19 protein-coding genes and 2 pseudogenes are annotated in these 22,036 nt (G+C 33.8%); 15 read left to right on the plus strand and 6 right to left on the minus strand.

From position 1 onward, the window contains the following. Nucleotides 1-9: 9 nt before the first annotated feature. The 8 genes and pseudogenes from purL to CHHT_RS09385 form a co-directional block, all read left to right on the plus strand. Nucleotides 10-2,205, plus strand: a complete 2,196-nt coding sequence (purL, locus tag CHHT_RS02370) for a phosphoribosylformylglycinamidine synthase subunit PurL (protein ID WP_034963487.1) — start codon at nucleotides 10-12, stop codon at nucleotides 2,203-2,205. Continuing rightward, nucleotides 2,205-2,918 (plus strand): DnaJ domain-containing protein, encoded by a 714-nt coding sequence (locus CHHT_RS02375; RefSeq protein WP_034963489.1) that lies wholly within the window; start codon nucleotides 2,205-2,207, stop codon nucleotides 2,916-2,918. The genes purL and CHHT_RS02375 overlap by 1 nt, the downstream gene beginning before the upstream one ends. A 27-nt stretch (nucleotides 2,919-2,945) precedes the next feature. Further along, nucleotides 2,946-4,478 carry a bifunctional phosphoribosylaminoimidazolecarboxamide formyltransferase/IMP cyclohydrolase gene (gene purH / locus CHHT_RS02380; protein WP_059427495.1) on the plus strand — a complete coding sequence of 511 codons (1,533 nt, stop codon included), beginning with the start codon at nucleotides 2,946-2,948 and terminating at the stop codon, nucleotides 4,476-4,478. 196 nt (nucleotides 4,479-4,674) lie between these two features. Further along, entirely contained in the window at nucleotides 4,675-5,037 is a 363-nt protein-coding gene (locus CHHT_RS02385; protein ID WP_034963491.1) for a hypothetical protein, read from the plus strand. Then, a complete protein-coding gene (locus CHHT_RS02390) occupies nucleotides 5,037-6,218 on the plus strand; it encodes a hypothetical protein (RefSeq protein ID WP_034963493.1) in 1,182 nt (393 codons plus the stop codon). Before CHHT_RS02385 ends, CHHT_RS02390 begins: the two co-directional genes overlap by 1 nt. Beyond that, on the plus strand, nucleotides 6,215-6,496 hold the full coding sequence (locus CHHT_RS02395; RefSeq protein ID WP_034963496.1) for a metal-sulfur cluster assembly factor: 282 nt from the start codon (nucleotides 6,215-6,217) through the stop codon (nucleotides 6,494-6,496). Before CHHT_RS02390 ends, CHHT_RS02395 begins: the two co-directional genes overlap by 4 nt. Before the next feature lie 245 nt (nucleotides 6,497-6,741). Further along, a pseudogene (locus tag CHHT_RS09380) lies at nucleotides 6,742-7,338 on the plus strand (HAMP domain-containing protein); the annotation flags it as partial. A gap of 246 nt (nucleotides 7,339-7,584) precedes the next feature. Beyond that, nucleotides 7,585-8,196 (plus strand): annotated as a pseudogene (locus tag CHHT_RS09385) (methyl-accepting chemotaxis protein); the annotation flags it as partial. 38 nt (nucleotides 8,197-8,234) lie between these two features. On the opposite strand, the gene CHHT_RS02405 reads toward CHHT_RS09385, so the two are convergent. Then, entirely contained in the window at nucleotides 8,235-9,107 is an 873-nt protein-coding gene (locus CHHT_RS02405; RefSeq protein ID WP_034963500.1) for a D-amino-acid transaminase, read from the minus strand. Between the two features lie 94 nt (nucleotides 9,108-9,201). Between CHHT_RS02405 and CHHT_RS02410 the strand changes: the two genes are divergently transcribed. Next, complete coding sequence (locus CHHT_RS02410; RefSeq protein WP_034963564.1) at nucleotides 9,202-9,705, plus strand: hypothetical protein; 504 nt, start codon at nucleotides 9,202-9,204, stop codon at nucleotides 9,703-9,705. On the opposite strand, the gene CHHT_RS02415 is transcribed toward CHHT_RS02410, so the two are convergent. The 3 genes from CHHT_RS02415 to rsmH are packed head-to-tail and all read right to left on the minus strand — an operon-like array spanning nucleotide 9,706 to nucleotide 12,847. Then, nucleotides 9,706-11,646 carry an FUSC family protein gene (locus tag CHHT_RS02415; RefSeq protein ID WP_034963501.1) on the minus strand — a complete coding sequence of 647 codons (1,941 nt, stop codon included), beginning with the start codon at nucleotides 11,644-11,646 and terminating at the stop codon, nucleotides 9,706-9,708. Continuing rightward, nucleotides 11,646-11,927 (minus strand): hypothetical protein, encoded by a 282-nt coding sequence (locus CHHT_RS02420; protein WP_034963503.1) that lies wholly within the window; start codon nucleotides 11,925-11,927, stop codon nucleotides 11,646-11,648. Before CHHT_RS02420 ends, CHHT_RS02415 begins: the two co-directional genes overlap by 1 nt. Further along, entirely contained in the window at nucleotides 11,924-12,847 is a 924-nt protein-coding gene (rsmH, locus tag CHHT_RS02425) for a 16S rRNA (cytosine(1402)-N(4))-methyltransferase RsmH (RefSeq protein WP_034963505.1), read from the minus strand. Before rsmH ends, CHHT_RS02420 begins: the two co-directional genes overlap by 4 nt. 108 nt (nucleotides 12,848-12,955) lie before the next feature. Between rsmH and CHHT_RS02430 the strand changes: the two genes are divergently transcribed. The 4 genes from CHHT_RS02430 (at nucleotide 12,956) to ftsZ (ending at nucleotide 17,724) form a co-directional block, all read left to right on the plus strand. Beyond that, the gene (locus CHHT_RS02430; RefSeq protein ID WP_034963507.1) at nucleotides 12,956-13,531 is read left to right on the plus strand and encodes a class II aldolase and adducin N-terminal domain-containing protein; all 576 of its coding nucleotides are present in this window, start codon (nucleotides 12,956-12,958) and stop codon (nucleotides 13,529-13,531) included. A 127-nt stretch (nucleotides 13,532-13,658) separates the two neighbouring features. Then, nucleotides 13,659-15,116, plus strand: coding sequence for a peptidylprolyl isomerase (locus CHHT_RS02435; protein ID WP_034963509.1), 1,458 nt, complete (start codon nucleotides 13,659-13,661; stop codon nucleotides 15,114-15,116). Between the two features lie 4 nt (nucleotides 15,117-15,120). Continuing rightward, nucleotides 15,121-16,554, plus strand: coding sequence for a cell division protein FtsA (gene ftsA / locus CHHT_RS02440; RefSeq protein ID WP_034963511.1), 1,434 nt, complete (start codon nucleotides 15,121-15,123; stop codon nucleotides 16,552-16,554). 15 nt (nucleotides 16,555-16,569) lie between these two features. Next, nucleotides 16,570-17,724, plus strand: a complete 1,155-nt coding sequence (ftsZ, locus tag CHHT_RS02445) for a cell division protein FtsZ (RefSeq protein WP_034963513.1) — start codon at nucleotides 16,570-16,572, stop codon at nucleotides 17,722-17,724. Between the two features lie 14 nt (nucleotides 17,725-17,738). Here the strand turns inward: ftsZ and CHHT_RS02450 are convergent, their stop codons facing one another. Beyond that, nucleotides 17,739-19,646, minus strand: a complete 1,908-nt coding sequence (locus tag CHHT_RS02450) for a bifunctional C40 family peptidase/M15 family metallopeptidase (protein ID WP_034963515.1) — start codon at nucleotides 19,644-19,646, stop codon at nucleotides 17,739-17,741. Nucleotides 19,647-19,699: 53 nt separating this feature from the next. Between CHHT_RS02450 and CHHT_RS02455 the strand changes: the two genes are divergently transcribed. Both CHHT_RS02455 and CHHT_RS02460 read left to right on the plus strand, forming a co-directional pair. After that, nucleotides 19,700-21,004 (plus strand): ATP-dependent DNA helicase, encoded by a 1,305-nt coding sequence (locus tag CHHT_RS02455; protein ID WP_034963517.1) that lies wholly within the window; start codon nucleotides 19,700-19,702, stop codon nucleotides 21,002-21,004. Nucleotides 21,005-21,025: 21 nt separating this feature from the next. After that, nucleotides 21,026-21,493, plus strand: coding sequence for a hypothetical protein (locus CHHT_RS02460; RefSeq protein WP_034963519.1), 468 nt, complete (start codon nucleotides 21,026-21,028; stop codon nucleotides 21,491-21,493). On the opposite strand, the gene lolA is transcribed toward CHHT_RS02460, so the two are convergent. Continuing rightward, on the minus strand, nucleotides 21,490-22,005 hold the full coding sequence (gene lolA / locus CHHT_RS02465; protein ID WP_034963522.1) for a LolA-like outer membrane lipoprotein chaperone: 516 nt from the start codon (nucleotides 22,003-22,005) through the stop codon (nucleotides 21,490-21,492). The genes CHHT_RS02460 and lolA overlap by 4 nt on opposite strands. Between the last annotated feature and the right edge of the window lie 31 nt (nucleotides 22,006-22,036).

Here is a 22,036-nt window from a genome sequence, read left to right on the forward strand (position 1 = left end):
GGGAGCAATATGGATGAAAAAACGATAAAAGCACACAAAATAAGCGACGCTGAATATACTAAGATATTAGAAATTCTAGGCCGTGAACCAAACCTACTTGAGCTTGGTATATTTTCTGCGATGTGGAGCGAGCATTGTAGTTATAAATCGAGTAAAAAATACCTAAACGGTTTTCCGACTAAAGCTCCTTGGGTTTTGCAAGGACCTGGCGAAAATGCCGGAGTTATAGACTGCGGTGATGGCGTAGCAGCCGTGTTTAAGATGGAGAGTCACAATCATCCTAGCTTCATCGAGCCTTATCAAGGAGCTGCGACTGGAGTAGGTGGTATCTTTAGAGATGTTTTTACTATGGGAGCTAGAGTCGAGGCTAGTCTAAACTCACTTAGATTTGGCGATATCAAAGGTAAGAGCAAGATAAATAAACATCAAAGATATCTCGTAAAAGGTGTTGTAAGTGGTATAAGTCACTATGGTAACTGTATGGGAGTTCCTACAGTGGGCGGCGAGACTACTTTTGATGAGAGTTTCAATGGAAATATCTTGGTAAATGCTTTTGCGCTAGGACTTTGTAAAAGTGATGAGATATTTTACGGTAAGGCTGAGGGCGAGGGCAATCCAGTTATGTATGTAGGCTCAAAAACAGGTCGTGACGGGCTAGGTGGTGCAGTTATGGCAAGCGATAGTTTTAATGAAGAAAACAAAAGCCTACGTCCGACTGTTCAAGTAGGAGATCCATTTGCCGAAAAACTTCTTATGGAGGCTTGTTTAGAGCTATTTAAGTACGACTACGTAGTAGGTATCCAAGATATGGGCGCAGCAGGACTTACTTCAAGTAGTTTTGAGATGGCAGGACGTAGCAGAAGCGGTATGAAAATGTATCTTGATAAAGTTCCTATGAGAGAAGAGGGAATGACTCCTTATGAGCTTATGCTTAGTGAAAGTCAAGAAAGAATGCTGATCTGTGCTAAAAAAGGTTGTGAAGAGCAGATAAAAGCTATATTTGCCAAATGGGATCTAAGTGCTGAAATAGTAGGGGAAGTGACAAATAGCGGTATTATGGAGCTATTTTGGCATGGAGAACTAGTAGGAAATATCCCGGTAAATCCGCTTAGCGAGGCCGCTCCTATTCTTGATCGTCCTACGAAAAAACCGGCTTATCTTGATGAGATAAAAAATATTAAACTAGAGGATTATCCTAAATTTGACAATAACGACGCTTTTATAAAGCTATTAAAAGATCCAAATATTTCTAATAAATCTTTTATTTATGATCAATACGACGCCAACGTAGGTACAAACACTATCAAAAAACCGGGATTTCTAGGCGCATCTAGTATAAGGATAAAAGGTACGAACAGAGCTATAAGTATGGGCGCTGAGTGTAATACCAGACATAACTATGTAAATCCTAAAATCGGGGCCGCCGCCGCAGTAGCTGCAAGCGGTAGAAAAGTTGCTATGAGTGGCGCCACTCCTCTAGCTATAACAGATTGTTTAAACTATGGAAACCCGCAAAATCCTGAGGTTATGTGGCAGTTCGCAAATGGTTGCGAGGGCATAAAAGAAGCGTGTAAAGCCTTAAATACGCCAGTAGTCAGTGGAAATGTTAGCCTTTATAATGAAACTGATGGAGTGAGTGTTCAGCCAACTCCAGCTATCGTAACTGTGGGCGTAAATGATGATGTAAATAGGAATTTGACTAGTATTTTTACTAAAGAAAATACACCAGTTTATCTTTTAGGTAAAACAACAGGGGAATTTGGCGGAAGTCTTTATATGAAAGCCATTTATAACGTTTGTGGTGGAGAGCTAAAGGATATTGATTTTAAAGCTGAGAGAGCTCTTTGGGATCTTGTCATAGAGGCAAATAAAAGCGGAATTTTAGAGTTCGCGAACTCTATTGGTGTTGGTGGTGTGGCTATAACTTTGGCTAAAATGAGCGCTGTTAGCGGATTTGGATTTGTCGGAAAAACAAACTTTAAAGATACTAGATATAACTTTGATGAGAGTTTCTCAAGATCTATCGTAGGCGTAAAAGATGAGGCTAAGTTTGAGCTTTTAGCTGCTAAATTTGGAGTTGAAATTCAAAAAATCGGCTTAACCAACAAAGATAAATTTGAGTTAGACGATATAAATTTAAGCTTAGAAGAGATGAGAAAAATTTATTTTGATGAGTTTGTTTCTATCATAAAGAGTGAAGAATAATGAATATTCTTCTCGTCTTTTTGGCTGCTATCATTTTATTTTATGCTTTAAGTAAAGGGTATCTTTCGAAGCCTGCAACACCTAAGAATTTTGCGCTACTTGACGCTAAATTTTTGATCAGGCTTTTGGCAAAAGTAGCAAAAAGTGACGGTATAGTAGATAAAACAGAAGCTTCATATATCACTTTGGTTTTAGACGATATCTGCTCAAAACTCGGTAATGATAGTATCAGATATGAGTTAAAACAAATTTATACACAAGAAAAAGACAGTAAAACTAAAGCATTTGATATAGCTCTTGAGTATAAAACGCTTTTAAATTTAAAAGAGCAGACTTGTATAAATTTGGTTGTGTTCTTTTTAAATTTAGCTTATATAGATGGTGAGTTTAGTGATAGTGAAAGAAAAACATTGATCCAAATTTGCGATGGTTTTGGGCTAGGCAATGATCTTTGTGAACAACTTTTTACTAAGTTTGGAACTGAATTTGAGCTAAGATATAAAAATACTAATGATTTAGATCCTTATAAGATCTTAGAAATTAACAAAGACGCCAGTTTTGATGAGATAAAAAAACAGTATAGAAAACTTGCTAAACAAAATCATCCAGATTTCTTAGCAGGAGCGGACGAAAAAGTTATTAGTAACGCTACAAAGAGACTTCAAGAGATAAATGAAGCTTATGCAGTTTTAAAAGCTAAATTTGAAAAATAGATATTAAATTTAAAAAAGGAGAGATTTATGAGAGCGCTTATCAGTGTGAGCGATAAAAGCGGGATCGAGCATTTTGCAAAAGGACTTGAAAGCTTAGGTTTTGAGATTTTGAGTACCGGTGGAACTTATAAAGTATTAAAAGAAGCAAATTTAAAAGTGGTTGAAGTCAGTGATTATACCAAAAGTCCTGAGATGTTTGAGGGTCGCGTAAAGACTTTGCATCCAAAAATTCACGGCGGAATTTTACATAAAAGAGATGACGCTAACCACGTAAAACAAGCAGGTGATTTCGGTATAGGCGCTATAGATTTAGTTTGCGTAAATTTATATCCGTTTAAAGAGACTACTATCCGCACTGATGATTTTGGTGAAATCATCGAAAATATTGACATTGGCGGCCCTGCTATGGTAAGAAGCGCGGCGAAAAACTTTAAAGACGTCATTATCGTAACGGACGTAAATGACTATGACGCGGTTTTAGAAGCTCTAAAAAATGGTAGTGATAGCTACGAGTTTAGACTAGATATGATGATAAAGGCGTTCGAGCACACCGCTAGTTATGACTCTATGATAGCAAACTATATGAACGATAGATTTAAAAGCGGTTTTGGCGAAAAAAGATTTATAAGCGGCTCAAAAGTGTTTGAGTGCAGATATGGCGAAAATCCTCACCAAAAAGGCGCTGCTTACGAGTTTGATAGCTTTTTGAGTTTAAACTTTACTCAGTTAAAAGGCGAAGCAAGTTTCAACAATATGACAGATATCAACTCAGCTGTTTCTATCGCTAGTAGCTTTGGCGACGCTCCTGCGGTGGCTATCTGCAAACACGCAAATCCTTGTGGTTTTGCTATCGGTAAAGATGTTTTAGATAGCTATGAAAAAGCTTTGAAATGTGACCCTGTGAGTGCATTTGGCGGAGTCGTAGCGATAAATGGAACTCTTACCAAAGAGCTTGCACTTAAGACTAAAGAGATATTTATAGAAGTCATTATCGCTGCAAATGTCGAAGATGGTGTTTTAGAAATTTATAGCGATAAAAAGCGTACAAAGATCTTTACTCAAAATAACAAATACCTTGTCCTCTCAGGCGATAAATGGGATTTTAAGCATATAGATGGCGGTTTTGTGTTCCAAGAAAAAGATTATGTGAAGGATGATGAAGTTACTAATGCAAAGTTAGTAACCAAAAAACAAGCTGACGTTAGCGAGCTAAACGACTTAAAGATCGCATGGAAGATAGCTGCGCTTACAAAATCAAACTGTGTAGTTTATGTAAAAGACGCTACGCTTTTAGCTATAGGTATGGGTATGACAAGTAGAGTGGACGCAGCTAGGGCAGCAGTGGCAAAAGCTCACGATATGGGTATAGATCTAACAGGCTCTTCACTTGCAAGCGAAGCTTTTTTTCCATTTAGAGATAGCATAGAGATAGCTAGCAAAGTAGGCGTTAAAAATGTCATACAACCAGGCGGTAGTATACGCGATGAAGACGTTATAGCTGCGGCTGATGAGTCTGGTATGAGTATGTACTTTACTGGTATCAGACACTTTTTACACTAATTTTTATAAAAAATAAGCCGGTACTCCTCCGGCTCTTTTTATAAATTTATAAATATTACTTATAAATTTAATCCACCTTTTTTATTTTTTACTTTATAAAATTTACCGGTGCTATGGATTTGGCGTTGATTATCGTCAATTATTATTTACAAAACTCGGATTATAATTTTCTTAAATTTAAAATAAGGACATAAATATGAAAAACTATTTTGAGGGCTGGGAACAGTTTGAGCTAGATGGTACGACTGTTAGTTTTTATAAAAAAAGTGAAAATGGAACTATTTTTATAGGCTTTGACAGCTCATCTTGTACGCCTCCAGGTCCCATGGTAAATGCTTCTGCGGCGTTAAATTTAGTGAAAGATAAAAACATAAAAGTAGTGATGATAAACCATAAATTTCCAGTTGGACTTATACCAAAAATAGAAGATATGTTTGATTACACTAATGAGAATTTAGAAGATGGTAAAGTGAAGTTGGTATTTAGTCTTAAAGATGAAGCTAAATACGAGCGTATAGATGATACTTGTGGTTCATTTGCAAAAGGCACGACTTACTAATGGCAAAGCTATTAAATACGTTTGCACCGCCTTTTAAGCTAGTTGGAGCGTATTTTATCATAAGTATATGTTTTGCTATATTTAGTCTAGTAGCTCTTTTGTGGGCTGATTTTAGCATACTTACTGATCTAAAAACGGCTGCATTTTTTCATACGTATTTTATAGGATTTGTCATCAGCATCATCATCGGATCTATTTATCAGCTAACTTCTGTTGTGTTAGAAAGGCCGTTTTTTAGCTTAAAAGGTGCTTATCAAAATGTGTTTATTTATCTTTTTGGGCTAAGTATATTTTTAGTCGGAATGCTTGTTGGTAAATCAAATTTAATCTATATCGGCGGAATTTTATTATATATTGGTTTGTTGTATTTTGGAATGTGTTACTTTTTTACATTCATCGGAGCAAAATTTAAAAGTTTTTCTGCTTTTTGTTTTTTTGTATCTTCGATCTTATTTCTACTTGGTATAAGCGTTGGATTGTTGCTTGTAATGACGCTATTTGGAGGGTTTGAGTTTGATTATTTGATGATGCTTAGGTTGCATTTATATTTTGTATTTGGTTTTATATTTTTTGTACTGCTTGGAGCGTCTAGTGTTTTGCTTCCTATGTTTAGTTTAGCACATAATGTTAATTTTGGTTTTTATTATTGTAGTGCAAGTTTGTATATATTTGGATTTGCGCTTATTTTTATTTATCCGTATGAGTCTGTTTTTGCATTTTTGGCAGCTTTTTTGATGTTTATACTTCAATGTTATTTGATACTTAAAAATAGAGTTAGAAAGGCTTTGAACGTTTGGAGTTCAAATCTATATTTTAGCTTTTTAAATTTGATATTAGCGGTTGTATTGTTTAAATTTAATCTGCTTGAAGAGGCGATATTTTGCCTATTATATGGATTTTTGTATCCATTTATAACAGCGCACATATATAAAATAATGCCGTTTTTGATATGGTACCATTATATATCGAAATTTGTAGGTAAGATAAAAGTACCTATGCTTGAAGATATGGTTTTAAAATATTTTGCTTACGCGGCTCTTATTTTAAATTTATTTGGAGTGCTCTTTTGGATGTTTGGCTTAAAGTATATTGCTATTATATTTATTTTGATAAGCGCTATATGTGTATTTGCAAATATGATAAATTTTTTAAGATATATTAAATTTGGAGCTAAGTTATGAAAGACGAAATTTATGATGAATTAAGAAAAGTAATAGATCCAGAAATTGGCTTTGATATTGTATCTTTAGGGCTGATCTATGGTGTGGATGTTAGTGATAAAAAGGCTGTCGTTACTATGACTTTATCTACTCGGTCTTGTCCCTTACACGAGCTGATTTTAAGCTGGGTAGAAGAGGCTGTTTTGAGAGTTGCAAACGAGTGTGAGATAAATTTAGTCTGGGAACCGGCTTGGGATATAAGTATGGCTAGTGATGAGGTAAAAAATAGCCTGAGATAAGAATACAAAGGGTTTTAAAGATAAAAATTGTCTAGTTTCATTTTATGTTTTATTTAAGTTTTTTAGTGTATGATTGAAAATCAAATTTTTAATAAAGGCTCGCTATTATGAGAATTGATACCATCGGTAAAAAGATAGCTTTTAGCATGATCGCAGTTTTGTTTATCAGCTTTGTCATCATGCAGTTTGTTATCGTCAGTCAGTTTAACAGCTCGACAATGCAGATTGTAAAGCAGAATTTAGATATGTTAAGTAAGTCTATATTTCAGACGGTTCAAGCATCTATGAACACCGGTGATCCGGCTATAATAAGCAAAGCCATCAAAGACGCTGGAGATATAGAAGGCGTATCTTCGATAAAAATATATAGATCTGATGAGTTAGCTGAGTCTTTTGGGCTAGATAAAGTAACCCCAAAAGACGAATATATCAAAAAACAATTCGAAAAACCAAAGGCACAAAGTTTTGATATAAAAAATGAAGAAGATCACACTCTTAGGCTGGTTACTCCTCTTGTTGCAAAAACAGAGTGTTTGGCATGTCACGGTACGTCCAAAGAAGGAGATGTGTTAGGAGTTATGGATCTTTCTTATTCATTCAATACCATAGACGCAAATTTACAAAATAAAAGTATGGTATTTCTAAGCATTTTTGCTTTTTCTCTTATTATAACTACGTTAGTAGTACTATTTACTCTTAGAAAAGTTGTTATAAGACCTATAGCTGAGCTGCTTTTAAAAGCAAAAGATCTAGCTAGTGGAGACGGAGATCTAAGCGCTAGGATCGCTGTGAAAAATGACGACGAGATAGGAAGGACTTGTAAAAATATAAATACGTTTATAGAAAAAATTCAAAATACGGTAAATATAACAAAAGATTGTGCTAAGAGCGTTGAAGACGAAACAGAGAATTTAAATAAAAACGCCGGAATGCTTTCAAATAGCGCTGAAGCTGGAAAAACCGGAGCTAAAACATCTTATGATATAAGTAAGCTTGTTAGTAGTGAGCTTGACGACTCTAAAAGTATAGCTCAAAAAGCAGCAGATGCAAATAAAAAATCCTACGATGAGCTAGAAAATATGATAAGCTCTCTTAATCAAGTAGTGGAGAATTTAAACGCGTCAAATGTAAAAGAACAAGAGATAGCCGAGAGAACAAATCTAGTCGTTAAACAGACTGAAGATATGAGAAAGGTTTTAGACGTGATAGGCGAAGTGGCTGATCAGACGAATTTACTTGCTCTAAATGCGGCTATCGAAGCAGCTCGCGCTGGAGATATGGGTAGAGGATTTGCAGTAGTTGCAGAAGAAGTAAGGATTTTAGCCGAGAGAACCAATGACTCTTTAAAAGACATAGACTCAAATGCTCAAGGTATGATAAATGCAGTGCGTGAACTAGGAGTGCTTTTAAATGAAAATGCAAAAGATATATCTATCTTAAGTGATGAAGCAAATGAGTTAATGAGCCAAGCTCGCTCTACTCAAGAAACTACGTCGCAGTCCATGAAACTAGCTACAAAAGTCGCAAATAAAAGCGTTGACATAAATGTAAATATAGAAAAGCTACTAGAACAAACTGAAATTTCCGTCTCTCTTTTAGAAGACAATGCAAAACTTGCTAGTGAGTTTATACAAGTATCTGGAAGTTTGAAAAACGTATCTTTAAGCTTGGAAGAAAATCTAAATAAATTTAAAACTTGATATAAGGTAGGTATCGCCCTTAAATAGGGCGATATTTTTTAAATAAGCCCAGCCTCTTTTTTTAGCTTATTTGCGTAAAGCTCTCTTAGTTTTGGAGCGTATTTGCCTATCTTTCCATCACCGATCAGCTTACCATCAGCTTTGATAACTGGTAAGAGTATAAGCGTAGCAGCGCTGATAAATACTTCATCTGCGTCATAAACTTCATCCATAGTAAATTTTCTTTGCTCTACTTTAAGTCCGATAAGACCTGCTAGATTTAGTAAATTTTTTCTACGAATTCCGGGTAATATCTCGTTTGAAAGAGGTTTTGTTATCAAAGTATCATTTTTAATGATAAATGCACTACTACTACTAGCTTCTGTTACGAAGCCGTCTTCAGTCATAAAACATTCGTAAGCACCTGCTTTATAAGCTTCGTTTTTAGCGTAGCATTGCGCTAAAAGAGATATCGATTTTATATCTCTTCTTTTCCATCTAATATCTGGAGTACTTATGATCTTAATGCCTTTGTTCGCGTACTCATTATCAAAGATCTTCGTTTCATAGACGTACGCTACTAAAGTTGGCTCTAAGCCTTTGACAAATTTAAACTCTCTATCTGCGACGCCGCGAGTGAGCTGCATATAAGCGCCACCTTCTTTGAGCTGGTTTTTTTCTATAAGAGTATAAAGGATCTGTTCAAATTCATCTTTTTTCATAGGAAGTTCTAGTTCTATTTGTGATAAGCTTCTTTGAAATCTTTCCCAAAATTCCTCTTTATCTACTAGTTTTGAATTTACGATAGGCACTACTTCATAAATCCCATCGCCAAATACAAAACCACGATCCAAAATGCTGACTTTAGCATCATCCTTATCTAAAAATTGTCCTTTTAAATAGACTATTTTTGAGGTTACTGGGGCTGCCATATTTTTGCTCCTATATAAAATTTGCGTTATTTTAGCAATATTTGACTTATTTTTGATATAATATAAGACTAAAAAACGAATTAGAGTGAAAGAAATGATCAGCAAAATAAAAGAATTGATATTTAAAAAAATGTTCGTAGTCTCTAGACAGCCGGTTTTATTTAAAGACTTATTAGAAGCAAATTCATTGTTCAATGAAGGAATGCTAGTAGATCCGTCTAAACTAAATTTTAGATTTAGATATGGTAGATTTTATGCTTTATACTCGATTTTATGCTTTATATTTTTATCTTTTATAGTTGTTGTTTTTCACGAAATTTTTGAAAAGATAGATTTTCACTTCTCTATAATCTGCACGATGATAATCACAGCGCTTGTTTTTGTTGGATTTGATTATTTTAAAATTTGGGCTAGAAAAAGTATGAGTAAAGAGCTTATAATGAGAGCGTGGAAGGTTCATTTTCCATACTTTCCGTATGACAAATACTCTCAAAAAATAGAAATCATATACAATGAAGCCATAAAAAAAGAGATACCTAAAAAAGATTTAGAAAAGTATGTCCTAGACCAACTCGTGTTAAGTGTTAGCAGCGCTTGATTATACTAAATTTGCGATCTTATTTTGTCTGTCTGCTATGAGTTTGATCAGATATATTATTTTTTTATCTTCGGATATGACTTTGTCGTCTAACGTGTCATAAAAATAATACGGTAGTTTATTTACCTTCTTTTCTATCATCTCAAACCTCGTTTTTATGATATTGATATCAGATGTAAAGGTCATAGAACCATTCCAACCGCTATGTTTTAGAAGCTTTATATAGTCTTTTAAATTTATGATCAAACTGTTTATCTCGCTTAGATTTTTATAGATCTCTAAAGAAGCTTTAAACCCAGAATAATCTCTTTTATCACCTTCTAATACAGCTTGTTTATAAGTGTTTAGATCTTTTAGTACTGCTTTTTCATAAGTTGCGAAATTTCCGTTTTTGTGTATAAGACAAGCAGTTAGTTTGCTCAAGCTAAGCGTGACTAAAAGTAAATTTGAAGTGAGCTTTTGCTCTCCTATCTTTCTAAAAAATATAAAACTAACACCAAATGCAACTAAAAATCCTATCAAAACATCTGTAACTCGGTATATGATCAGCTCTAAAAAATCCGTTTTTATGACGGAAAATACAAGCACAAAAGTGGTCATAAAAGCAGATGAAAAGTATATGGTCGGAAATATTTTTAGGTAAAATGTTAAAAATACAAAAAACAAAACTATCACTAAAAATAGAAGCGTTGATTTTAAAAAATATATGATGACTAATCCTAGACAAACCCCTATAAGAGCGCCTTTGATATTGTCAAAGCCAACAACTTTTGTCATATATGAGCTTGCTCTGCTGACGCTCAAAACTCCTATAGCTATCCAAACTCCATGATCTATCTTTGTAAGTTCTGCGATAAGTATGGCGATAGCTACACTAAGAGCTAGCCTAAAAGAGTTCCTAACTGTATCATTTTTGAAATTTATCTCTTTATAAATTTGTTTTAGGCTCTTTTTTGGCTTTTTGTCCAAAACTATATTGTCCTCGCCGCCGTCTTTTATCAGCTTAAATTTATTATAAAGTACGCTTAAAGAAGCGGCAAATATACTAAAATTTGACTGTTTTACTGTCTCAAAAGCATTTTTTGTTATATTTACTTTTTTATCTTGAAAGATATTTTTTAGCTCGGTTAAATTTAAAATGATCTCGTTTTGTACATCTTTTAAAAGCTTGTCGTCTTTGATTTTTATAAAATATCTTTTAAGAGATATCAAAGAGTGAAATATATCTTCTATCTTATAAAGATAAAATATGGATTTTGAATGATGTATGATGATACGCTCATCTTTTATACTCGCACTTTTGTTTGCAAATATCTTTTTTATAGCGTCTATATGGTCGCCGCATTTTGTTGTTAATCCATCAAATTCTTTTGTATCAAATAAATTTTGACTCATTTTTATAACATCATCAAGTAGTAAATTGTATGTTTTTTTAGTAAATTTACCATAAGTTCCTATGTGTAAGGTTCTCATAAATGAGGCGATAAATCCGCCTAAAACAAGTCCGAAGAGTGAGTTTTGTAGCTCAAAATATCCACTACTTTGGACGATGAGAGCTACTAATCCAGTTATGTTTGCTATGCTTAAAACTTTATTTAAGTTTTGGTTAAATAGAGAGCTTATACCTACAAAAAACATCCAAATAAACGTCGGTACGATCAGAAGCCAGCCTATATCGTAAGCGATTTTAACAAATGGAAGAAACAGAGCTGAAATGGCTATGTATAAGTATAAATATTTTAGTTTTGTAAAGTTTGTTCCATCGAGCGAGTTTATAAAAAATATAGACATTGAAGCGTTTGTAGCAAAAATAGCGCCATCCATACCAAAAAAATAGTATGATAAAATACCGCAAAGCAGCATAGAAATAGAGGCTTTTAATGCATACGTAAGTCCGAAATTTGCAGGATCGTAAGTTTTTATAAATTTATAAAGCCACATTAATAACTCATATTGTCTATTATCTGATTTTTGTACCTTATCTTTTCTAGTTTGGATTTTAGCTCTTTATTTTCTTCTAAAAGCACATTTAATTTATTTCTTAGTTCGGCTATATCGCGACTAGTGTAGTAAATTTCATTTGCGATATAAATTTTAGGAAGCGCTACTGCAAGTATCAAAAGTACGATTAAATACGCGGTAAAAAGTGATCTTACGCTTAGATTATGCTCAGTTTTTTGGTACTCGTCGTGGCTTTGTAATAGTTGCTCTTTGTCGTTCATTTTTGCCTCAGAATTCTAAAAGTTCTAAGCTTAGCACAGCTGCTTCTAGAGTTTGTTTGCAGCTCTTGTTCTGACGCGGTTAGCGGTTTTTTTGTTATTATTTTTCCTATGGCGTGATTGTTTCCACATTCACATCTTAGAGCGGAGTTTGGGCATATACAGCTTTTTTCCCACTCTTTGAATTTAGTTTTTACTATCTTATCTTCTAAAGAATGAAACGTTATGATATCTAAAACGGCGTCTTTGATCTTGGAATCTTCTATATGTTTGAGTAAATTTTCTAGCTCGTTTAGCTCTTTATTTACTTCTATTCTAATTGCTTGAAATACTAGCGTAGCTACCAAAACAGAGCGATTTTTTAAATTTGAGCGTCCGATGATGCTTGCTAGCTCTTTTGCGCTTGTTATTTTGGATTTTTGTCTATAAGCTACTATCTTTGTCGCTATGCTTTTTGCATTTGGAAGTTCGCCGTATTTATAAAAAATTCTTGTTAATTCATCGAGCGAGTATGAGTTTATCAGCTCTTTTGCGTCAAAAGTTTGTGATTTATCCATTCTCATATCAAGAGCATCACTATTTGTACTAAAACCCCTCTCGTTTAGATCTAGCTGCAATGAGCTAACTCCGATATCTGCTAAGATCCCTTTGATACCATTAGTTTCTATTTTTTCAAAGATAGTTCCAAAAGTGCTTTTGTGTATCTCTATCCTGCCTTTGTATGGTCTGAATTTTTCATAGCAAAAGTTCAGCGCGTCATCATCTCTGTCACAAGCTATGATTTTTAAATTTGGATTTGATCTTAAGATAGCTTCACTATGTCCACCATAACCTAAAGTACAATCAAGTATAATTCCGCTTTTTATCTCTTTAAATGAGTCTAGAACTTCATTTAGTAAAACCGGTATATGTGGAGATTTCAAAAACCTATCCTTATTTTTATTTTGATTAAATTTGTTATCCTATCATAAATTTAATAAAGTTGTTATAAAATTTGTTGTGTTATAATGACAATAAAAATCGGAGCATAAATGAATATAGAATACTCCATGAACGAGATAAAAAAGATATCTGGATCTATGTTTAAAAAGAACTTTTTTGGCGTTTTTCACGGCTCTATCTCAGCTAGGATAGAACATAACCAGTTTATAATAAACAAAAAAGATGCTATATTTGACGGGCTTAGCGATGATGATCTAACTCTACTTTTTTCAAAGAAAGATTATCGTTGGAATGATGCTAGTATAGATAGCGATATCCATCAAAATATTTATAAAAATATAGGAGAAGCAAAATACATCTGTTACGCTATGCCGCCGTATCTGACTGCTTATAGTTTGGAACATACAAGTATAGAGCCAAGAGACTACTTTGGTGCTATGAAATTTGATAATATTTTCGTCTATGATCCTAAGCAATTTGATGATTGGTATGAAAGAGCGCCATCTGAAATTTGTAGATATATGGTAGATAAAAAGACTAACGTTATAGTAATAAAAGGCTATGGAGTATATGTTTATGAAAGAACTGCTTACAATCTCGCAAAAACCGTAGCATTGCTAGAAAACAGCTGCAAACTGTTAAGCTATGCGTACAAATTTATGTAGTAAATAAATTTAGTAAAAAAGTTTGTAAAATTTTACAAAATTTAATTTTAGCAGTTGATTTTAAGGTATTTTAAACACAAACTTAGATAATATTTTATCGTATATTGTCATTTAAAAAAGGAAAATTATGATCACTTGGATGCAAAAGCATAAAAAGTATTTGGTTATCACTATTTGGGTAAGTACTATAGCGTTTGTCGGAGCCGGATTTGTAGGTTGGGGAGCGTATGATTTAAACAGCAACAGAGCGACTTCGGTGGCAAAAGTAGGAAACAGAAATATAAGCGTCCAAGAATTCCAGCAAACTTATAGCGATTTATATAATTATTACGCCAGTTTATCAGAGGGTAAATTTAGCGCAGAACAAGCTGAAGAAATGGGCTTAGATAAAATAGCGCTTGATAAAATCATAAGAGAGAATTTATTTTTAAATTACGCTGATGAGCTTGGATTGGATGCAAATAACCAAGATATTATAGCTTATTTGATGAATGATAAGAGTTTTCAAGTAGATGGTAAATTTGATAAAAATAGATATGAAGAAACCCTAAGAAGAGCTAGAATAACACCAAAAGATTATGAAAACGGTCTAAAAAATAAGATTTTACTAAATAAAATGTTTGATGCGCTAAATTTAAAAGCGACAACGTCTGATCTAGAGATGCTTTCTTCAAGTTATTTTATGAAAGACAGAGTTTCTTTGCAGATCGTAAAAGCTAGCAATAATGATATTGCTATAGATGAAAATGAGCTAAAGAAATTATGGGAAAAAGACAAAAACAAATACCTTACAAAAACAGAATATTTTTTGGATACAAAATACATGCCAAATTTAAATTTAGATGTAAATGAGACGGTTTTAATGGCGTTTTTTGAGGATAATAGAGGAAATTACCGCGATAGCGCGGATAAGCTTTTGAGTTTTGAAGAAGCTTTGGAGTCTGTAAAGAAAGACTATATGCTGAAAAACAGTAGAAAATTTGCCCTTGAAGAGTATCTGAAAATAAAAAAAGGTGAAAGTAACGCTACTGAGTCTATGAAGATATTTGAAGATACTCAAAATTTCCCTATAAACGAGCTTGCTAAAGCGCAAGTAGGTGAAGTTTTAAAACCTTTTGAGTATAAAGATGGATTTTTGATAATCAAGCTTCAAAAAGTCGTTAGACCAGAAGTTATGAGTTATGAAAATGCTAGGAGCGAGGTTTTAAAAACCTATGAAGAAATGAAAATCAGAGAAAAACTTGAAGAAAAAGCCAAAAAGGCTTTAGAAAACTTTAATGGTAAGGATATAGGGTTTATCACTAGAGATAGCAGAAAAAGCGTTGATGGACTTAGTGAGACTGAATTCCTAAGTTTTGCTATGAAGTTATTTGAATCTCAAAACAAAAAAGGCTATGTTATGCTCGATGGAAAGGCGGTTGTATATACTATTTTGGAACAAGAATTGCTTAATAGTGACAAATTAAAAGAATATAACAGTCTGCTGGTTCAAAATATGGGTGCTATCAAAAACGGTCAATTGCAACAAGATCTATTAGATACGTTGCAAAAACGTTATGATGTAGAATTATATTATAGAAGGTAATATTGTGGGAACTAAGATACTTGGTATAGATATTGGATCTACTCAAGTTTGTGCTGTGATGGCAGAATGCGAGCAAAATAGCACCAGAGCAGATAACTCTGTAAAAATAATCGGTATAGGAACAGTAAAAGCCCAAGGACTTAAAAAAGGTTCTATCACAAATATAGAATTAGCATCAAACTCTATTAAAGCAGCAGTCAATGACGTTATGAGAATAGCTGGAACTAGATATGATAAAGTTGTAGTTTCTATATCTGGTAAAGATGCAAAAAATATCGACTGCAAAGATGTTATAAATATACCAGAGCGTGAAGTTAATATAAAACAAATTGAACGTGCTATAAGTTCTGCTGAGTATAAAGTCAAGATACCTCACGATTATGAGATTATCCATACGCTTCCGTATAATTTTAAGATAGATGAGCAAGATAACATAGAAGATCCGCTTGGTATGAACGGCTCTAGGCTTGAAGTTCAAGCTCACATAATAGTAGTTCAAAAATCAGCACTTATGAATTTAAGAAAAGCTATAGAAAAAGCAGGATTAAAAGCGGATAATGTCGTACTCTCTGGTTACGCATCTGCCATAGCTACGTTAAACGAAGATGAAAAATCTCTCGGCGCCGTACTTATAGATATGGGTGGAGCTAGTTGTAATATGGTCATTCATTCTGGAAATTCTATAAGATATAATGAATTTTTAGGTGTCGGTTCATCAAATATAACTATAGATCTATCTACTATCTTACATACTCCCCCAACTGTAGCAGAAGATATAAAAGTAAAATATGGAACTTTAAAAAATCAAGAAAATGAGCTTATAGTACTACCTGATCTTGGCGATGAAAACTCATCTCACGAAGTCGATATAAGCGTGATAACAAAAGTTATCTATATGCGCGTAGAAGAGACTCTTATGATACTTGCTAAAATGCTTAGCGAGAGCAATTATAAAGACTTAGCAGGAGCTGGAGTTGTCTTGACTGGTGGAATGACAAAACTCGAAGGTCTTAGGGAGCTAGCTTCTGCCGTGTTTGATAGCATGCCTGTGCGTGTTGCAAAACCAAAAGAGCTAGATGGGTTAGTTGATGTGCTTAGAGATCCTGCGAATTCATGTGCTATAGGACTTTGTCTATATGGAGCTGGATATTTTACTCCTTATGAGATAGATTCTGAGAGAAAGCTGAGATATAAAGATGATCCATTGGTAAAATATCAAGGGCTTATTTCTATTAAAGAGATGGATGATGAGCGTGAGAAAAATTTTATTAAAGTAGACGAAAAGGAAGATGAGATAAACACAAAAACTCAAAATTATGAGAATTTAGATCTAAAGATAGAGAGTGTTAGTTTGGATAAAAAAGCTACTGCGAATACAATAAAAAGCAGTATAAATCCTTTTTCTAAATTTGTTAATTATTTAAAAAATCTGTTCTAAAATAAGGGAGATATGATGAGCGATTTTATAGTCGAAGAAAACAAAAACGTTTATGGTGCAAAGATTAAAGTCGTCGGAGTGGGCGGCGGCGGCGGCAATATGATCAATCATATAGTAAGAGAAGGTATAAATAACCAAGACGGTATGAAAACAGTCGATCTTATAGCAGCCAACACAGACGCTCAAGCTTTAGATAGCTCCTCGGCTACTACTAGGATACAGTTAGGCGAGAAAAAAACAAGAGGTTTGGGGGCTGGAATGTTACCTGAGGTAGGCAAAGAAGCTGCTCTTGAGAGTTACGAAGAGATCAAGACTACGCTTGAGTACTCAGATATAGTATTTATAGCCTCTGGTTTTGGCGGCGGTACTGGTACTGGAGCGGCTCCTGTTATAGCTCAAGCCGCAAAAGAGATAGGAGCGCTTACGGTCGCTGTTGTGACTACTCCGTTTTCTTTTGAGGGCAAAAAAAGAATGAGACTAGCACTAGAAGGTATAGAAGAGCTTAAAAAAGAATGTGATAGCATAGTTATCATACCAAATCAAAAATTGATGGGCATAATAGATAAAAAAGCCGGTATAAAAGATAGCTTTAAACAAGTTGATAATATTTTAGCACGTGCGGTGAGCGGTATGAGTTCTATAGTTTTAAATTCAGGTACAAGCGATATAAATCTTGACTTTGCCGATGTTAGAACTGCTATGAGTCATAGAGGCTTATCTCTTATGGGCGTAGGCGAAGCACAGGGCGAAGAAGCAGCTCAAGAAGCGCTTAAAAACGCTATCCAATCTCCGCTACTTGATGATATGAATATAAAAGGCGCTATGGGAGTTCTAGTTCACTTTAAATTCCATCCAAGTTGCCCTATGAGTGATATAAGCGAAGCTATGGTTATGATAGAAGAAAATGCGGATCAAGACGCCGATATTTTCTTTGGAACTCTTGCTGATGAAAATATGGAAGAAGGAAAAGTTCAAGTGACTTTAGTTGCTACTGGATTTTACGATAAAACATCAGCAGTAGCACAACCGGTAAAAGAACCTGAAATAGTCGTAGAGAAAAAAGAACAAAATATTTTTGGTATGTATAGAAGGGCTTCTGGTTATGATATAAATATACCAAGCTCTGATGATCTAGATATCCCGACTGCTAGTCGTTTTAGACAAGACTGATAAAATTTCCTCCCTTAATAATCGTTATCGCCCGTTAGCTCCGGGCGATATTCAAAATGCATAGTATCAAAGTGTTCCCATCTTCCACCCCATATAAATCCATTCTTTTCGAAAACATACACTATCTCTTTTGGGATTAGATTTTTATATTCTTTATGCCATTGCCAATAATGACTGTTAGCAACATTTATATCTATGGCTATACCCCAGCTGTGAGCTGATAGCTGGTCTGTTTTTGCTATATTTCTATAGTTGAAAGTTCCTGCTATATTGTCTATATACTTTAGCAAATTTGGATCTTTTTTTATCAGTTCGTTTAACTCGTCGCTAACTTTTTGAAGTGAAGCAGCAGCTCCGAATTTGGCGTTGAATTTTATTTTTTTATTTACACTATCTTTTAGCCAGACTACATCTACTAAGTTTGATATAACTTCTTCTTTATTTTTACCATATAGCTTAGAAAAAAACTCGCTATTTCTTATTCTTCCAGCGTCTATTAGCTCTTCATTAAGCGGCTTTAAAGCATTGTAGTCAAGGCTAAACATATCTTTTATACTTGGGTTTTTTAGTAGTTCTTTAAAGTCTTTTTTAACTCCGTCATCATAAATCATACTACTTCCGTCTTCAAAAATGGCGGCATTGTCTATTACTTTTATAGCGTAGGCTTTTTGAAGCGATAATATATTTTTATCGATTATCGTATTTAAAGACGTTATTTTTGATAGTAGTAGAGACTTTTCATCTATATCGTCATATCCTTTTCCTATCTCAAGGTCTGTTATGGCGACCTTTCCTATCATTGCTCTACCGCCGTCTTTTGTGCGTATGCCCCAAGCGTCATGTACGCTTACTAGTTTTCCATCTACTTCGCCACCATAGATCATTATATGTCCAGGCATATAAAGCAAGCTTAAAAAAGGGATACCGACTTTAGCAATGATCTCTTTCTTTTCTTTATTGCTTAAGTTTTTTAGGTCTATCATTTGTCCTATTTTTCCTTGTTCTTTTGAGTTTCTAGGAAGCCAAATTCCAAAAGAGCCAAAGAAATCTTTTATAAATAATGAACAATCCCTAAGGTAATTTTCTCCGCCCCAGCCGTAATTTTGTCCGAGCAGCTCATTTAATGTATTTTTTAGATTTGCATTATTTATAGATTGAAATTTTTTGGCATATTTTTTATCTACTACGAATTTGTTGTTAAATTTAAAATGTGTAATATTTTCGTCTGTATATGGAAATACTCCGCCGAGTCTTGAGTAAAACATAAATTTGCCGTTGTCATCTAAAATAGACGCATTATCTTTTACAAAAACCCCAAAGTTATATTTTTTAAACTCATCTACTTCTTTTTTGCTTAAAATCTTTAAGTTTTTGCTAGGCACAAAACCCCAAAGCGCATCACTTTTTACAAATGCAAAAGCCTTGTCTTTGCTAAAATGAGATATCATAACCGGATGAAAAGCGCCTATTACCGAATCTTGCAGATAATCAAATGGATATCCTTCTCCGGCTTTTTTAGGATCTAAAAATAGTTTATCATTTGTAGGAAAGTTTCTAATTAAAGTATTTGAAAGCGTGATGGCAGGTTTAAAAACAGTGCCTAGCTCATCAAAATTAGCGTTTTGTTTTTGATCTAAAAACCATTCTAAATTTCTTGGTAGTTTGCTCTCGCCAAAATACTGTTTTTTGCCGTTATAAGTATTGAAAGCCCACATAAGATCTGATTTTTTTTCTTTGATAGACTTCATTTGCCAGACTGAAAAAAGCTTATCTAAAAACTCTTTGTGTCCTATATCTAAATTTGGTTTAAACTCGCTAAGAACAGAAGCGTTTTGTTCGTATTCTAAATTTAAAATAGTTGGAGCTTTGTTTGCACAGCCGACAAATAAAAGTGTAAAAATAGTAAAAACAAGCGTTTTCAAATATCTTCCTTTTAGTTTTTGTGTATAATTATATCAAAAAAATAAGGGACATTTTGTTAGACGAAATTTTAAATATTTTAAAGACTTCAAATTTGTTTTTGACAGGTGGTGGTGGAGTTGGTAAGAGCTACTTGACTAAAAAAATCATAGAGCATTATAATAAAAATGAAAAAAATGTAGTTGTCTTAGGAAGTACTGGGATAAGCGCTATAAATATCGGCGGCGTTAGCGTTCATAGCTTTTTTAAATTTGGTATATCGCAAAATGAGGAGATGTTAAAGTTTTTAGACAAGAAGCAAAAATCAAAGCTAGCTGGGCTAAAAGATATTTTGAAAAATACCGATCTCATCATAATCGACGAAATTTCTATGCTCAGTAGCGAACTGATAGAGATGATAAATTTACGTCTTATCTGGGCTAAATTTATCGGTAAGATACTTTTTGTAGGTGATTTTTACCAGCTTCCGCCTGTTAAAAAGAAAGGCGAAAGTTTGCTTTTTGATCTTACTTATGCTTTTCATGCTAGTGCGTGGCATAGTTTAAGTTTGACAAATGTTGAGCTTTTGGTTTCTAAAAGAACTAATGATATAAAGCTTTATAACATCCTCTCAAAGATACGAATCGGTGTTTTAGATGATGAGATCATAAGTTTTTTAAAAAGTAGGATTATAAAAGATATCCCAAAAGATCTAAGCGTTTTGTTTGGAAAAAACAGCGAGGCAAATGCTCTAAATAGCGCAAGACTAAAAGAGATAAGATCTGATTCTAAATTTTTTAGTGCAAAGATAAACGTGTATGATGATAGGCTAAGCGATGAAGTGTTTGATAAATGGGTACAAAATATAAATTTACCTTATGAACTTGAGTTAAAAATCGGTGCAAAAGTTATGTTTATCACAAATAAATGGGGCGAATACCACAACGGTGAGCAAGGAGTCGTGGTGGATTTCGTGAGCAAAAACGATAAAGAGTTTATCTGTATCAAAAAAAGCAATGGAGATATAATACAAATCGAGCCTTATAAGTATGAGCTTTATGAGTTTATTTCAGATAATAGTGATGTTTTGCAAAGCGTCAGGGCTGACTTCGAGCAGTTTCCGCTCAGGCTTGCATATGCGATCACTATCCATAAAGCACAAGGTATGAGCATAGAAAAATTCGTATGCAATCTAGATAATATCTTTGAAGCCGGACAGCTTTACGTCGCACTTTCTCGCGCCATAAATCCAGATGGACTTTATATAAATTATACTAAAAATATGGATTTTGAAAAATATTTAAGAAGTATCGTTAAAATAAATCCGGAAGTAGATGCTTTTTATAAAAATACAAACTTTATAAAAGAAGATATAAAATAAAATTTGATCAAAGGAATAATGATGAAAAAATTTATTTTAATGTTTATGCTTTGTCAAGCTGTTTTTGGCGGATCACTTGTTATAAATGATTTTCAAAGCGATCTGTATTCAAAAGCAGGTGCAAATAATATGAAAAAGATCACTATGAATTTAGAGATTATCACTAGAGATGAAAGTGTGGATAAAGCTCCTATTTATGATGCTATAAACGTTATAGTAAGTAGTTTTTACGTTGAAGATATGATGACTTCTTTAGGCAAAGAAAACTTTAAAAAAACGCTGATACAATACGCAAGCAAAAAATATGGCATAGATATCGATGAAGTCTATATCATAAGCCTAAAAACCATAAATGAAATAGACATCGAAAAGATTATAAAAGCTATAAAAGATAGAGATCTGTGCGGTTCTAGCACTAGCAAAGATATAAATTTAAATAACGACACAAATATAATCAAGGATTTCGGAAGAGATTTTGGCGAAAATTAATTGCTTAAAATATCGTAATTTTCCGGGATATTTGGTTCAAGTAAACCTTGATTTATAGGCTCGTTTTTTCTAGTTTTAGATAGTTTTATGCTAACTTTGTTGTCTAATTTATCGGTATAATCTATACTAGTTGGTAGTCCATTTTTTACTTTTATAGTATATGTTGTGTTATCGTACAGAGCTTTATAAGTGTCTTTTGATGTCATTTTAGCTTGTGAAAGTATGCTTGTCAAATTCGGTGAATCTTTTAGATCGGTAAGTATAGCTTGCTCTAGTTCTGGCTCTAGTATAGTGACTCTTCCGTAGTTAAAATATATAAGTTTCGTAGCAGGTGTCTTATAGTGCCAAAATGCGCCAAGATCTTTGTGTAGGGCGAAGTATCCTGAGTATGTGATCTTTTTTGTTTTGCTGCTAACAGTTTGTGTAAAATCGCTAGAAAGCGTGTTAAAGTCAAGCTCGTTTGCTCCAAAACACATAGTAGCTAACGCAAACAAAACCAAAATTCTCTTCATCTGTTTTCCTTTTTTTGATCCGTAGTTGTGA

It is taken from the genome of Campylobacter hyointestinalis subsp. hyointestinalis (assembly GCF_013372145.1).
Taxonomy (GTDB): Bacteria; Campylobacterota; Campylobacteria; order Campylobacterales; family Campylobacteraceae; genus Campylobacter; species Campylobacter hyointestinalis.

Excerpts from the sequence above, each read along its gene's own strand:
- purL (WP_034963487.1), top strand. The coding sequence starts at position 10 with ATGGATGAAAAAACGATAAAAGCACACAAAATAAGCGACGCTGAATAT.
- CHHT_RS02375 (WP_034963489.1), top strand. The coding sequence starts at position 2,205 with ATGAATATTCTTCTCGTCTTTTTGGCTGCTATCATTTTATTTTATGCT.
- purH (WP_059427495.1), top strand. The coding sequence starts at position 2,946 with ATGAGAGCGCTTATCAGTGTGAGCGATAAAAGCGGGATCGAGCATTTT.
- CHHT_RS02385 (WP_034963491.1), top strand. The coding sequence starts at position 4,675 with ATGAAAAACTATTTTGAGGGCTGGGAACAGTTTGAGCTAGATGGTACG.
- CHHT_RS02390 (WP_034963493.1), top strand. The coding sequence starts at position 5,037 with ATGGCAAAGCTATTAAATACGTTTGCACCGCCTTTTAAGCTAGTTGGA.
- CHHT_RS02395 (WP_034963496.1), top strand. The coding sequence starts at position 6,215 with ATGAAAGACGAAATTTATGATGAATTAAGAAAAGTAATAGATCCAGAA.
- CHHT_RS02405 (WP_034963500.1), bottom strand. The coding sequence starts at position 9,107 with ATGGCAGCCCCAGTAACCTCAAAAATAGTCTATTTAAAAGGACAATTT.
- CHHT_RS02410 (WP_034963564.1), top strand. The coding sequence starts at position 9,202 with ATGATCAGCAAAATAAAAGAATTGATATTTAAAAAAATGTTCGTAGTC.
- CHHT_RS02415 (WP_034963501.1), bottom strand. The coding sequence starts at position 11,646 with ATGTGGCTTTATAAATTTATAAAAACTTACGATCCTGCAAATTTCGGA.
- CHHT_RS02420 (WP_034963503.1), bottom strand. The coding sequence starts at position 11,927 with ATGAACGACAAAGAGCAACTATTACAAAGCCACGACGAGTACCAAAAA.
- CHHT_RS02430 (WP_034963507.1), top strand. The coding sequence starts at position 12,956 with ATGAATATAGAATACTCCATGAACGAGATAAAAAAGATATCTGGATCT.
- CHHT_RS02435 (WP_034963509.1), top strand. The coding sequence starts at position 13,659 with ATGATCACTTGGATGCAAAAGCATAAAAAGTATTTGGTTATCACTATT.
- ftsZ (WP_034963513.1), top strand. The coding sequence starts at position 16,570 with ATGAGCGATTTTATAGTCGAAGAAAACAAAAACGTTTATGGTGCAAAG.
- CHHT_RS02460 (WP_034963519.1), top strand. The coding sequence starts at position 21,026 with ATGAAAAAATTTATTTTAATGTTTATGCTTTGTCAAGCTGTTTTTGGC.
- lolA (WP_034963522.1), bottom strand. The coding sequence starts at position 22,005 with ATGAAGAGAATTTTGGTTTTGTTTGCGTTAGCTACTATGTGTTTTGGA.